Here is a 12,133-nt window from a genome sequence, read left to right on the forward strand (position 1 = left end):
ATATAATGCGTCACGGAATTTCGCAGCGTAAGCTGAGCCGTAAATCGGGCCACCGTAAGGCCCTGTTCCGCAACATGTCGGCTGCGCTGATCAAGCACGAGCAGATCATGACCACGGCCCCTAAAGCCAAGGAACTGCGTCCTTACATCGAAAAGCTGATCACGCTGGCAAAGCGTGGTGGTCTTTCGAACCGCCGCCTCGCGCAGAGCCGCCTGCTTGACGAAACACAGCTCAAGAAGCTGTTCGACGTCCTGGCAGAGCGTTATTCTGATCGCGAAGGTGGTTACACCCGCATCATCAAGGCCGGCATTCGCGCCTCTGACAGCGCTCCTCTCGCAGTGATCGAACTGGTCGACCGCGACGTGGACGCCAAGGGTCAGGATAGCGGTCCGGTCATGAACGCTGTCGAAGAAGAACTCGAAGACGCGTAAGAGCGAACTTCAAACCAGATCACCAAAGGGGGCCGGGCGGTAACGCTCGGCCCTTTTTGTTTGCACCAGTTAAAGCCGCCTGCACTTTGTGTTGACAATCCGACCGTTCAGGCAGACATTTCTGTCATGACAGAAATTAATGCCGAGTCGCGTTTGTCGCCTGCCATCGCCAAGTTCGTGCTTCATTGGGGCGACCTTGGCGGCCAGTGGGGCGTCAATCGCTCAGTCGCGCAAATCCACGCGCTGCTGTTTATTTCCGACGCACCGCTAACTGCGGAAGATATAGCGGAAAAGCTCTCGATGGCACGGTCAAACGTTTCCAATTCGCTGCGCGAACTGCTTGCATGGAAGTTGATACACCGCGTGCCCATGCTGGGCGAACGGCGCGATCATTATGCGGCTGAGGGTGACATCTGGGAAATGGCCACCCGCATCGCCCAAGGGCGCAAGGAACGAGAGATCGATCCTGCAGAAGCGGCGCTGCGCGAATGCAATCAGGAAGCCCAGCACGATCCTCAAGTCAGCGCGGAAGCGCGGCAAAAACTGGAAGGTATGCTTAGCTTCGTAACCACCATGTCGAGCTGGCACGACGAAATGCTCAGGGTGCCAAAGCCGGCATTGATGGCACTGATCAGGATGGGTTCGGGAATAACGCGCCTGATCAACTGGGGAAGCAAATCAAAAGACAAATAGGCTCTTGAGAATTGGGGAAGAGCGATGGTGGCAAGAAACAGACAGCGTTGGATCAGTCGAGGTCAGCCGGAGGTACTCCCCGGGGTACCGTCGAAAGCCGCATACGATGCAAGATTTCGCCGTTTGTTGCCTGCAAGCGACTGGGCGCAGCTCCCGGAATTGGTGCGGCGGCGCTTCTCCAAGCGTCTGGGTGCATCACAAACCGCACTGTATAAGGGCCATGTGGTCGAAACCCGCCATTCGCGGCTTGGCTGGTTGCTGGCGCAGGTATGCCGGGTAATCGGGGCACCGCTGCCTCTTTACCGGGATAACGATGTTCCCGCTGTCGTAAGCGTGAGCGAGGATGCGCAGAGCGGGGGGCAATGCTGGACCCGCATATACGGACGCAGGGACGGTTTCCCGCAGGTCATACACAGCGCAAAACGCTTTGCCGGGCCGACCGGGCTGGAGGAATATCTGGGACGGAAACTGGGCATGGCCTTGTCGGTCAGTGCAGGGGTAAACGAACTGGTGTTTCGCAGCGCGCATTATTTCCTGATGCTGTTCGGAAGGCGTGTGAAGCTGCCGCACTGGATGGGGCCGGGCAGAACCGTGGTGCGGCACCGCGATCTGGGAGAGGGGCGGTTTGCCTTTGATCTCGACGTGATCCACCCGCTGTTCGGAGAACTGGTGCACCAACATGCGGAGTTTCAGGATGTCTGAGATGCCCAAATCGCTACGAGTGCTCATAATCGGTGGCAGCGGCGTTTTCGGGAGCAGGCTTGCGGAACTGGCGGCGCAAGAACCCGGAGTTTCGCTAACCCTCGCCGGCCGCAATGTGGACCGGCTTGGAAAGATCGCCAACGCTTTGGTGCCGCAGCCTTCGGTGCTTCGGCTGGACCGGGATTTGATCGAACCGGGCGACCTGGAACCGTTCGACCTGGTGATCGATGCAGCAGGTCCGTTTCAGGCATCAAGGCCGCAAGTCATCGCCGCAGCGCTGGGTTCGGGCACCCCCTATGTCGACCTTGCCGATGGTCGGCGGTTCGTAGCCGATTTTCCTTCTTTCGATGATGCCGCCAAGCGCTGCGGAGTGCCGCTGATTACAGGGGCGAGTTCGATCCCCGCACTATCGCACGCGGTGCTGGACCGCATGGTGAGCAGGTGGAGCGTGGTTGAGGACATTCGAATAGGGATATTCCCGGGCAACCGCGCGCCGCGCGGCCTGTCGGTTGTGCAAGCGATCCTTTCCTATGTTGGAAAGCCGGTAAAGGCATTCCGGGAAGGCGAATGGCAGCAAGTCCCTGGCTGGGGCCTGACCCACAGCGAGCAAATCCCGGGAGGCGGAAAACGCTGGGCCAGCGTATGTGATACACCTGAACAGGATTTGCTGGTCCAGCGTTACAGGCCGCGCCGATCAGCTGAATTTTTCGCCGGGCTGGAATTGGGCCTGCTCCACCACGGTCTCGCGATGCTGTCCATGCCTGTCCGCTGGGGCTGGATCGCCAGTCTGCGCCCGTTTTCGAAAGCGATGCTGGCCGCGGCCAAACTGTTCCTGCCATTCGGGTCGGATAAAGGCGCGATGATCGTTTCCGCAAGCGGAGAGGACCAGATGGGGCGGCCGATCAATGCACGGTGGAGTCTGGCTGCAAGTGGCAATCGCGGACCTTTTGTGCCTGTGCTTGCCGCGCTTTGCATGATCCGCAGGTTTCGCGATGGATGGCCGCCTGAACCCGGCGCGCATGTGTGCGCCGGGTTGCTGTGCCTTAGCGAGTTCGAAGATGATATGGCCAAGCTGGGGATCGTGCACCGGTTCGAGGAAACGCATGGCAAGCCGGCGGATGTTTTGACAGGCGGGGCGAAGGCCGCTTAACTCCTTCGATGATCCGTCAAACCCTCGCAGCCAGCGTGCTGCTTATCGCCGCAAGTCCTGCCGCTGCCCAGAGCCAGCAGGAAGCACTGGATGCCCGTTATGACCGGGCGCTTGCCGCCGGATACAAGGCGCTGTTCCTGTGCGGCGCGATCGCCAATGCAGACCGCGTTGGCCAGGACCGCCTTGCAGAGCATGTCGAGCATTGGGAACTGACCGGTATTCAGGCGCCGCTTGATGACATAATCCGCACGCTGCCGCATGAAATTGTTACCGATCCGAACGGTGTCGTCGATCATGTCACGGTCACCTGGGCCGACGACATGCCGCCGCGCGTCGCAGAATATCGCGGCCGTGCCGGCTGCGCGATCATGCCGCCCGGCACGGTTCCCGAAACCGACAGTAATAGTTTTCCCAAGTACGGGGACGCGTTGATCCGCAATTGGCACACCCGCATCAATACTCCGGTACGCAGCCGTCTGGAGGCCGCATTCACGGACGATTACGGAAAGGGTGCGCGCACCACATCCGTTATCATCGATCAAGGAGGGCAGGTGGTCGATGAAATGTCCGCCGAGGGGTTTGGCCCGTTCATGCCGCAGCGGACCTGGTCGGTTGCCAAGAGCATCGCTGCAACACTGGTCGGCATGGCGGTTCAGCGGGGCGAAGCGGATGTGCACGCGTCGGCAGGTCTCGGTGCGGGTGAAGGCGATCCTCGCGCGGCGATCACCATTGACCATCTGCTGCGGATGGCATCGGGTAGATATTCGGACACCGCAGGCAACCGGACCGACCCGATCTATTTCGGGGGTGCAACGGTTGATGAACGTGCGGCGAACTGGCCGCTGATGTACAAGCCCGGCACGGTTTACCGCTACGCCAATAACGATACGCTGATGGCTGTTGCAGCGATCAAAAGCAGCGTGACCGCCCCCACTGTGACCGAGCAGCTGTGGGATATCGGCATGACGAATACGACGGCAGAGGCTGACTGGCAGGGCAACTTCATCCTTTCCAGCCAAGTGTGGGCCAGTCCGTTCGATCTGGTGGAGCTCGGCAGGCTTTACCTGAACGACGGTATGCGGGGTAACAGTCGCGTGCTGCCCGAAGGGTGGAGAGACTACGTGTCCGCCCCATCGGGCCCGCAACCCGAAGGCCGGGCGTTTGGTTATGGTGCCGGGTTCTGGCTGTTTAACAATTCACCGGGTGTTCCAGCCGATACCTTTGCTGCGATGGGCAATCGCGGACAGTACGTGGTGATCGTACCGAGCCGTGACGTGGTGATTGTACGGCGCGGAGAAGATCCGGTCGGAAGCAGGTTCGATATCGCTGCATTCACGCGGGATGTGTTGGCAGATCTGGACTAGTGTCGGCGCGTTCACATAAGTAGGCACTTTCCTGAACATTTGCTGCAAGGGTGAGTCAGGGTCCTCTCACAGGGAATCATCTAAACCACGTTTGAAGCCGGGGCACTACCGTTCCGGAAACAAGCGAGGAACTTCTCATGAAGACCATTTCCAAAGCACTTGCAGGAACCATCGCCGCAGGCGCGATGGCAATGACTTCTGCAGCACCCGCTGCAGCACGCGACCGCCACAATGATGGCATTTCCGCCGGCGAAGTAATCGCCGGAGCGGTAATCCTTGGCGGTATCGCTGCTGTCCTGTCGAGCGGCAAGAACGACCGATATCGCGACCGCGACTACCGGTATGACGACCGTCGCGGGTACAACCGCAATTACTACCGCGGGCAGGGTAGCCGCCAGGCAGTCGAAAAATGTGTCCGTGCAGTCGAGCGTGACGCACGCCGCGCAGGCTACCGGTTTGCCGACGTTACCCAGATCCGCGATGTCGACCGTGAACGGCGCGGCTGGGAAGTGAAGGGCCGCTTGGTCGTCGATGGCCAGCGTGGCTACGGCTACCGTGACAATTATCGCTATAACGACCGGCGCAATGGCTATCGCGATAGCCGCTATCGCGGGGATACCGGCAAGTTCAGCTGTGATATCCGCAGAGGCCGGGTCGTAGATATCGACTACAGCGGCATTCGGGGCCTGCGTTGATCGCCAGCCCGCCCAATTAACCACCGGCAGACGGTTCAGGCTGACGCAAGCCTGGACCGTCTAGTCATGTCCAGCACAGTGGCGGCCGGGTGCTGCCCGTTTCAAATCAGGGGGTATTGATTATGACCCGTTTCAAGACTTTTTCCGCCGCAGCGGCGCTTACCGCATCGCTTGCAATGGCAGCTTCTCCGGTTGCTGCAGCGAATATCGGTGTACAGCCGGCCGCCGTTTCGATCCCGGTCGATGATGGCTGGAGCGAAGCGGAGGAAAGCGGCGATTATTACCGCCGATACCGCCACCGCCGGCACCGCGGCGTTGATGCCGGAGACGTTATTGCCGGTGTTCTGATACTGGGCGGGATTGCAGCTGTTGCCAGCGCTGCTTCCAATAACAGCCGGAATGAGCGTCGCTATCCTGCGCCTCCGCCCCGTTACCCCGATAACGATCGCCGTTCAAACAGCGGTCAGGGTATCGACCGCGCCGTGGACATGTGCCTAAGCGAGATCGAACGCGACGTGCGGGTCGATAGTGTCGACAGCGTGGACCGTTCGGGTGATGGCTGGCGTGTGACTGGCCGGATATACAATGGCGAAGGTTTCACCTGCCGTATCGGCAATGACGGCGCCGTCGATGGTATCACGTATGGTGGACGCTCGGCTGCTCTTGGCGGGGCAATAGAAGATCGCCAATGGAGCGATGATCGCTACACTTCCGCACGTGCGCGCAGTGATAGCGGCAATGCGCCGGTCTATTCGGATGACAAACTGCCCGCATATCCGGGCGGACCAATCGACGGCGATCAGGACGAAGACGGCGAAACCTACGGCGGCTAAGCGGCCCTAGATATCGTCAAGACCTTCCCTGCCTTCGCGATATGAGGGCAGGGCAAGGTTCCAGCGGATTGCCGCGCTGCGCAGCAGGAAACCGGCCGCAGCAGCCACAACCCAGGTCACGCCGTCGGGCGCGTTCGCCAATGTGCCCGCGACACACAGGCCAGCCGACAGGGCGGCAGCGGTGACGTAAAGTTCTGGTCGCATGATGATTGATGGCCTGCCTGCTACAACGTCACGGATAATGCCGCCCGCACAACCGGTTATGATCCCCATCAACACCGCAGGTATTGGCGGAATGCCATACGACATCGCTTTGGCAGAGCCGAGTACGGCATAGGCGGTCAGCCCCGCACCATCGGCATAATCGAGCAGTTCACCATCCCACCAGCGGGTCGGAGTCAACCACGCGATGAGCGCGGTCCCGAGGCATATCACCGCGACCCATGCGTCGGCGACCCAGAACACCGGCGCGTCGATCAACAAGTCGCGGATCGTGCCGCCGCCAACGCCTGTGACCAGCGCGAAAAAGCCCATTGTCACGAAGGTCTGCCGTTCTTTTGCAGCCAGCAGCGCCCCCGATAGCGCGAATATCGCCACCCCAAGCAGATCCAGCAGGTTGATGACCGGCGTCAGGATTGCCTCATCAACGGGCATGTCAGGCCTTCACCCCGGCCTTGCGGCGGCGAAACATAAGAACGCAGCCCAGCAGTGCGCCGATCACTCCGAGCAAGGCAAACAGGATCAGGATTGGGTGCGAGGTGTCCTCGCGTGTTTTCAGGTCCATGATGTGAAGGCCCCACATGAAATCAAACACCCGCCACCAGCGCGTGCGAACCGCTGCGATTTCGCCGGTTTGCTCGCCGATGTAGACGTGTGTTCCATCTTCCAGCACGATTTGCCAGGCAGGCATCGGCCGGCGAAAATCGAATGGCACCTGATCGGCAGGGAACAGGGTTGAGCTAACGATTTTTTCGCCGCCGATGATCTGTTCTTCGGCAATCGCCCGGGCTTCGATTTCGGTTACCGCAGTTATCAGCGTTCCGCCCGGTCCGTAGCGCTGTGAAGTGCCGTCCATGTATTCGATGATCGTGACCGGCTGTCCGCCCAACATCATGGTCCGGACGGATTTGACGGGGCGTTCCGGATCATCAGGTAGTGAAACCGCGATATTGGTGTCTGCGGGAAGCGCCTGTTCCGCCACAGGCTGGCGCAAGTGATTGCCGCGCACTTCATCGATCGGCTTCGCGACCATGAACAGGCCGGTCAGCGTCCACATCAGGATTGGCACACCGACCAGCCAGCCAAGCCAGATGTGCCATTTTGCAAACCGCTGCATCCAGCTTTTGCGTGCCATGCGATTCCCCATTGCGGTGCCTAGCGGTGAAGTGTTTCACCAATGGCACGCGCCGTAGCAATGCAGTCCAGATCGGACCAGCGCGGACCAATCACTTGTACCCCGCTGGGCAAGCCGGCACTCTCGCCAACCGGCAGAACCGTGCTGGGGAGGTTGGGGAACGTAGAAATCCCGGCCCATGCGAACACCTCAGCAAAGTCGCGGGTCTTTCCATCGATAGTGACTTTGCGGTCCCTGACCGGTGTGTCGTCATGTTCGAACGCGACAATTGGCGCGGGCGGGGCGATAACGAAATCATATTCGGCAAACAGATTTGCCCAAGCAATTTCAGCTTGAGCCTGTGCATCGAGCAAATCGAACCAGTCGGTGGCGGATGCGCGTTTTCCGTCGGGTCCGGGCGCGCCGCGCGCCATGGCGATGCCGAGCATTTTCATATAGCTGCGATGCTGGGCGGAAAGATCGGGCAGCAGGGCGCTGACCTCGTCGATCTGAGCACCGGCGCGGCGCAGTTCAGCCACCGCTTCCATCATCGGGCCGCGTACGGACGCATCGACCGGACTTACGTCCTGATCCGCCACAAGCAGAAAACGACATTCCATGAGGCTTTTGCCGCTCTCGCTCAGCGGCAGCGTTGCTGTCAGACGAATCAGCGCGTCCAGATCGGCAGCGTTGCGGGCGATTGGCCCGGCAATGGAAAGGACTCCATCATGGGCATCCTTTCCCGCCATGGCCGGATGGTCGTGGCCCTGCTTGCTGATCAGGCCCCAGCTAGATTTGTGGCCCCACACACCGCAGAAATGTGCAGGCACGCGAACCGATCCGCCAATGTCCGTCCCATATTCGCACGGCACCATCCCGACTGCGACCGCTGCTGCGGCTCCGCCAGAGGATCCACCCGGGCTGCGCGCGGTGTCATGCGGATTGCGTGCACGGCCATAGACCGGGTTGTTTGACTGCCAATCCGACAGGTCCGGCGGGACGTTGCTTTTGCCGAGCAGGATTGCACCAGCCGATTTGAGCTGCGTGACGACCTTTGCATCGCGCTTCGCAATGTTGCCCGCGAATTGTTCATGGCCCCAAGTCGTTGGCAAGCCGGCAACGTCGAAACTCTCCTTGATCGTCATGGGCACGCCGAACAGAGGCTGCGCGTTCCCGGGCGAGCTGCCCGACAGAGATTTCGCTGTTTCTCGCGCGCGGTCGAAATCTCGCACCGGAACGGCATTGATCGCTTCGTCCAGCTTTTCGATCCGCGATATGGCTGCGTCGACCGCTTCCAGCGGCGACAATTCGGATCGTGCGATCATCGCTGCGAGTTCAAGAGCGCCGGGTTCCTGTGTCAATTTCGGGTATGCCATGGTCCTCTCCCCATTTGTCGCGCCATCGTGGCATGACTTGCCTTGCGCGCAAAGCGGGGAAATTGAGAGGCTGTGTCAGCTGGCCCGAGCGGCATCCCCGATGCGAGGGATAAGCCCAAGTGCCAACGCATATCCCAAGATGGGCGCGGCACCGTATCCGATGAGCACGCTCGGGTAATGGGATAGCACGGACATGATCGAAAAGCCGAACAGGGATCCCGCCAGTGCGGCTCTGCTGCGCCGGTCCTGGGGCAATGCAAACAGCATCAAGCAGAAACTTGCCAGCAAGGCCGCAATCAGAAGGAGGGCAACCAGGGATCCCGTCTGCGCCAGGGTTACCAGCACCCTTTCGACAAACGGTTGCGGCGGCAATTCCCCGCGCAGGGCCATGACGATGCTGGCAAGGAAACCGATGATGCAGGTCACGCCAATGCGCCAGTCACGCGCGGCATCGTGCAGGCCAACCGCGGCAAAGACTACGGCAAAACCCAATGCAGCATCGGGTTGCAGCATCGCTGCCAGCAAGGCCGCCAGAAGCATGGGCGGGGCAAAATCATCGTCCTGCGCGGCAAGCACGGCGATCGCCGGAAACAGCAGTGCGCCAGCGTTGAGCGTAAACGGACCGGCTGGAAGCCAGCGCGCAATCCCGTTCACATAGGGGCCGCTTATCAAAGGTATGAACAGCGCGAATAGCAGAGCGCAAATGAGAGTTCGGCGCAGTCTGGACCCTGCTGGAGCGCGCCCCACCATTATCCAGATGCCGCCCATGATGAGCGCAACGCTGTTCGTGATGATGTAGGTTTGCGGAGCTCCGGCAATCGCCAAGTAGATCAGCCCGGCACCCACCGGCAGGAGGAGCGCAAGCAAGGCCGGAATGCGGTGTCCTGGCCTTGCTTGCATATCCTGTGCCTTAAATGTGGATCGGCTTGCCGGTGACCGCCATCGCCGCCTCTTTCAAGGCTTCGGCGTGGGTCGGGTGGGCGTGGCAAGTGTAAGCAATGTCTTCCGACGTGGCGCCGAATTCCATCGCCTGCGCCGCTTGTGCAATCATCGTTCCGGCCAGGCTGGCAACGATGTGCACGCCCAGAACACGGTCGGTTTCCGCGTCGGCAACGACTTTCACAAAACCGTCGGTGTCGCGGTTCGCCTTCGCCCGGCTGTTGGCCATCATCGGGAATTTCCCGACCTTGACCGTGTGGCCAGCTTCCTTCGCCTCTTCTTCAGTCATTCCGACATCGGCGAATTCCGGCATCGTATAGACTACGCCGGGAATGACCGCGTGGTTCACGATACCGGTTTGTCCGGCAACATTTTCAGCGCAGGCGATGCCTTCGTCTTCGGCCTTATGCGCCAGCATCGGGCCGGGTATTACGTCACCGATTGCCCAAACGCCGTCGACCTTGGTGCGGAAATCGTGGTCCGTTTCGATCTGCCCACGTTTGTTGGTTTCGAGACCAATCGCGTCGAGGCCCAATTTGTCGGTGTTGGGACGGCGGCCGATCGATACCAGCACATGGCTCGCGTCGATGGTTTCTGCGTCTCCGCCAGCGGCTGGCTCGACAGTCAGGGTGACTTTCTTGCCCTTGACGGTCGCGCCGGTGACCTTGCTCTTCAGTTTCAGGTCCATGCCCTGTTTCTTGAAGATCTTGCCCGCTTCCTTGCGCATGTCCTTGTCCATGCCCGGCAGCAGCATGTCGAGATATTCGACCACGGTCACCTTCGCGCCGAGGCGCCGCCATACAGAACCGAGCTCGAGACCGATCACGCCGCCGCCGATGACGACGAGATGTTCGGGAACTTCGGAAAATTCGAGAGCGCCGGTCGAATCGACGATCCGGCCCTTGTCATTGTCTACCTCGACACCGGGCAGCGGGGTAACGCTGGAACCGGTGGCGATGATGATGTCCTTGGCAGTGACGGTTTCGCCGCCAACGGTAACCGAATGCGCATCCTTGAAGGTCGCATGGCCCTTGATCCAGGTAACCTTGTTCTTCTTGAACAGGAATTCGATACCGCCGGTCAGTTCACCGACTGCCTTGGTTTTCTCGGCCTGCATCGCGCCCAGATCCAGCTTGGCTGTCGCTTCGATGCCCCAGGTTGCAAAATGCCCGCCGGTCGCTTCCTCGAACAGTTCGGATCCGTGCAGCATCGCCTTGGACGGAATGCACCCGACATTGAGGCACGTGCCGCCCAGAGTCTCGCGGCTTTCCACGCAAGCAGTCTTCAGGCCAAGCTGCGCCGCGCGAATGGCGGCGACATAGCCGCCGGGACCGGCGCCGATAATCAGACAATCGTAATCGTATTCAGCCATAATTCTTTCCTCAGAGATCGATCAGCATCCGTGTCGGATCTTCGATCGCTTCCTTGATAATCTTGAGTGCGGTCACAGCTTCACGCCCGTCAATCAGGCGGTGGTCATAGCTGAGAGCGATGTACATCATCGGGCGCACGACCACTTCGCCGCCCACCACCACAGGGCGGTCTTCGATGCGGTGAAGGCCGAGAACGGCGCTTTGCGGCGGGTTGATGATCGGTGTCGACATCAGCGAGCCAAACACGCCGCCATTGGAAATGGTGAAGGTGCCGCCCGACATGTCGTCCATCGTCAACGAGCCGTCGCGTGCGCGCTTGCCGAAATCGGCGATGTCTTTCTCGATCTGGGCGAAGCCCTTCTTGTCGACATCGCGAACGACAGGAACGACGAGACCATTCGGCGCGCTGACTGCGACCGAGATATCGACATAGTCGTGATAGACGATTTCATCGCCATCGATCTGCGCGTTGACCGATGGAACATCCTTCAGCGCGAGATGGGCGGCCTTGGCGAAGAAGCCCATAAAGCCAAGCTTGATGTCGTGCTTCTTGGCGAACAGATCCTTGTACTTCGTCCGCGCCTCGATGACAGCGGTCATGTCCACATCGTTGAATGTGGTCAGCAGCGCGGCTGTATCCTGTGCGCTTTTCAGACGTTTCGCGATGGTCTGACGCAGGCGTGTCATTTTAACGCGCTCAGTGCCGCGAGCACCGGCCTGCGCGGGTGCGGGGGCTTCGCTGGCAGTGCTGGCCGCTGGGGCCGGAGTATCGCCCTTGGCCTTCGCCGCGGCGATCACGTCTTCCTTGGTCAGGCGGCCATCCTTGCCGGTGCCCTTGACGGTGGAGGGGTCAATCCCGTGTTCCAGAACCGCGCGGCGGACCGCAGGCGAAAGGGTCTGCGAGGAATCGCTGGACGCCGCGTCGCTGCGCTCTTCCTTGCCTTCATCGGCTTGCTGTTCCTTGCGCCCGGCTTCCTCGCCTTTCGCCGCAGGGGCAGCGCGAGCGGTCACAATCGCAATAACTGCGCCAACTTCGACGGTATCGCCGACTTCAGCTTTCAGTTCCTGCATGACGCCGGCAATCGGGGAGGGGACTTCGATCGCGACCTTGTCGGTTTCCAGGCTGGCGATTGGTTCATCCACGGCAACCGCGTCGCCGGGCTGTTTCAGCCATTCGCCGATGGTACCTTCGGTGACGGATTCGCCGAGAGTGGGGACTTTGATTTCAGTAGCCATGTTTGTTT

At 60.3% G+C, this 12,133-nt stretch carries 13 protein-coding genes; 7 read left to right on the forward strand and 6 right to left on the reverse strand.

Annotation, left to right across the window (positions count from 1 at the left end; all coding sequences use genetic code 11):
• The first annotated feature begins 5 nt into the window (after positions 1-5).
• From rplQ to PO778_RS02495, 7 genes are all read left to right on the forward strand, one after another.
• On the forward strand, positions 6-431 hold the full coding sequence (gene rplQ, locus PO778_RS02465) for a 50S ribosomal protein L17 (RefSeq protein ID WP_160729524.1): 426 nt from the start codon (positions 6-8) through the stop codon (positions 429-431).
• Between the two features lie 126 nt (positions 432-557).
• Complete coding sequence (locus PO778_RS02470; RefSeq protein WP_271438474.1) at positions 558-1,124, forward strand: GbsR/MarR family transcriptional regulator; 567 nt, start codon at positions 558-560, stop codon at positions 1,122-1,124.
• Between the two features lie 162 nt (positions 1,125-1,286).
• Complete coding sequence (locus PO778_RS02475) at positions 1,287-1,826, forward strand: DUF4166 domain-containing protein (RefSeq protein WP_271438475.1); 540 nt, start codon at positions 1,287-1,289, stop codon at positions 1,824-1,826.
• The gene (locus PO778_RS02480) at positions 1,819-2,976 is read left to right on the forward strand and encodes a saccharopine dehydrogenase family protein (protein ID WP_271438476.1); all 1,158 of its coding nucleotides are present in this window, start codon (positions 1,819-1,821) and stop codon (positions 2,974-2,976) included. The genes PO778_RS02475 and PO778_RS02480 overlap by 8 nt, the downstream gene beginning before the upstream one ends.
• An 8-nt stretch (positions 2,977-2,984) precedes the next feature.
• Complete coding sequence (locus PO778_RS02485) at positions 2,985-4,340, forward strand: serine hydrolase domain-containing protein (protein ID WP_271438477.1); 1,356 nt, start codon at positions 2,985-2,987, stop codon at positions 4,338-4,340.
• Positions 4,341-4,477: 137 nt separating this feature from the next.
• Complete coding sequence (locus tag PO778_RS02490; RefSeq protein ID WP_271438478.1) at positions 4,478-5,035, forward strand: hypothetical protein; 558 nt, start codon at positions 4,478-4,480, stop codon at positions 5,033-5,035.
• A 122-nt stretch (positions 5,036-5,157) separates the two neighbouring features.
• Positions 5,158-5,868, forward strand: a complete 711-nt coding sequence (locus PO778_RS02495; RefSeq protein ID WP_271438479.1) for a hypothetical protein — start codon at positions 5,158-5,160, stop codon at positions 5,866-5,868.
• A gap of 6 nt (positions 5,869-5,874) precedes the next feature.
• Here the strand turns inward: PO778_RS02495 and PO778_RS02500 are convergent, their stop codons facing one another.
• From PO778_RS02500 to odhB, 6 genes are all read right to left on the reverse strand, one after another.
• On the reverse strand, positions 5,875-6,522 hold the full coding sequence (locus PO778_RS02500; RefSeq protein WP_160729531.1) for a trimeric intracellular cation channel family protein: 648 nt from the start codon (positions 6,520-6,522) through the stop codon (positions 5,875-5,877).
• Position 6,523: 1 nt separating this feature from the next.
• On the reverse strand, positions 6,524-7,222 hold the full coding sequence (locus PO778_RS02505; protein WP_271438480.1) for a PepSY domain-containing protein: 699 nt from the start codon (positions 7,220-7,222) through the stop codon (positions 6,524-6,526).
• 20 nt (positions 7,223-7,242) lie between these two features.
• Positions 7,243-8,577 (reverse strand): amidase family protein, encoded by a 1,335-nt coding sequence (locus PO778_RS02510; protein WP_271438481.1) that lies wholly within the window; start codon positions 8,575-8,577, stop codon positions 7,243-7,245.
• A gap of 75 nt (positions 8,578-8,652) precedes the next feature.
• On the reverse strand, positions 8,653-9,477 hold the full coding sequence (locus tag PO778_RS02515; RefSeq protein ID WP_271438482.1) for a hypothetical protein: 825 nt from the start codon (positions 9,475-9,477) through the stop codon (positions 8,653-8,655).
• 10 nt (positions 9,478-9,487) lie between these two features.
• Positions 9,488-10,888, reverse strand: coding sequence for a dihydrolipoyl dehydrogenase (gene lpdA / locus PO778_RS02520; RefSeq protein WP_160729535.1), 1,401 nt, complete (start codon positions 10,886-10,888; stop codon positions 9,488-9,490).
• Positions 10,889-10,898: 10 nt separating this feature from the next.
• Positions 10,899-12,125 carry a 2-oxoglutarate dehydrogenase complex dihydrolipoyllysine-residue succinyltransferase gene (gene odhB, locus PO778_RS02525; protein ID WP_271438483.1) on the reverse strand — a complete coding sequence of 409 codons (1,227 nt, stop codon included), beginning with the start codon at positions 12,123-12,125 and terminating at the stop codon, positions 10,899-10,901.
• Positions 12,126-12,133 lie beyond the last annotated feature (8 nt).

Origin of the sequence: Pontixanthobacter luteolus (assembly GCF_947494915.1) — a bacterium.
Lineage (GTDB): Bacteria > Pseudomonadota > Alphaproteobacteria > Sphingomonadales > Sphingomonadaceae > Pontixanthobacter > Pontixanthobacter luteolus.

Bases quoted from the DNA above. Each gene is read 5' to 3' on its own strand.
- rplQ (WP_160729524.1), top strand. From the start codon at position 6: ATGCGTCACGGAATTTCGCAGCGTAAGCTGAGCCGTAAATCGGGCCAC.
- PO778_RS02470 (WP_271438474.1), top strand. From the start codon at position 558: ATGACAGAAATTAATGCCGAGTCGCGTTTGTCGCCTGCCATCGCCAAG.
- PO778_RS02480 (WP_271438476.1), top strand. From the start codon at position 1,819: ATGTCTGAGATGCCCAAATCGCTACGAGTGCTCATAATCGGTGGCAGC.
- PO778_RS02485 (WP_271438477.1), top strand. From the start codon at position 2,985: ATGATCCGTCAAACCCTCGCAGCCAGCGTGCTGCTTATCGCCGCAAGT.
- PO778_RS02490 (WP_271438478.1), top strand. From the start codon at position 4,478: ATGAAGACCATTTCCAAAGCACTTGCAGGAACCATCGCCGCAGGCGCG.
- PO778_RS02495 (WP_271438479.1), top strand. From the start codon at position 5,158: ATGACCCGTTTCAAGACTTTTTCCGCCGCAGCGGCGCTTACCGCATCG.
- PO778_RS02500 (WP_160729531.1), bottom strand. From the start codon at position 6,522: ATGCCCGTTGATGAGGCAATCCTGACGCCGGTCATCAACCTGCTGGAT.
- PO778_RS02505 (WP_271438480.1), bottom strand. From the start codon at position 7,222: ATGGCACGCAAAAGCTGGATGCAGCGGTTTGCAAAATGGCACATCTGG.
- PO778_RS02510 (WP_271438481.1), bottom strand. From the start codon at position 8,577: ATGGCATACCCGAAATTGACACAGGAACCCGGCGCTCTTGAACTCGCA.
- PO778_RS02515 (WP_271438482.1), bottom strand. From the start codon at position 9,477: ATGCAAGCAAGGCCAGGACACCGCATTCCGGCCTTGCTTGCGCTCCTC.
- lpdA (WP_160729535.1), bottom strand. From the start codon at position 10,888: ATGGCTGAATACGATTACGATTGTCTGATTATCGGCGCCGGTCCCGGC.
- odhB (WP_271438483.1), bottom strand. From the start codon at position 12,125: ATGGCTACTGAAATCAAAGTCCCCACTCTCGGCGAATCCGTCACCGAA.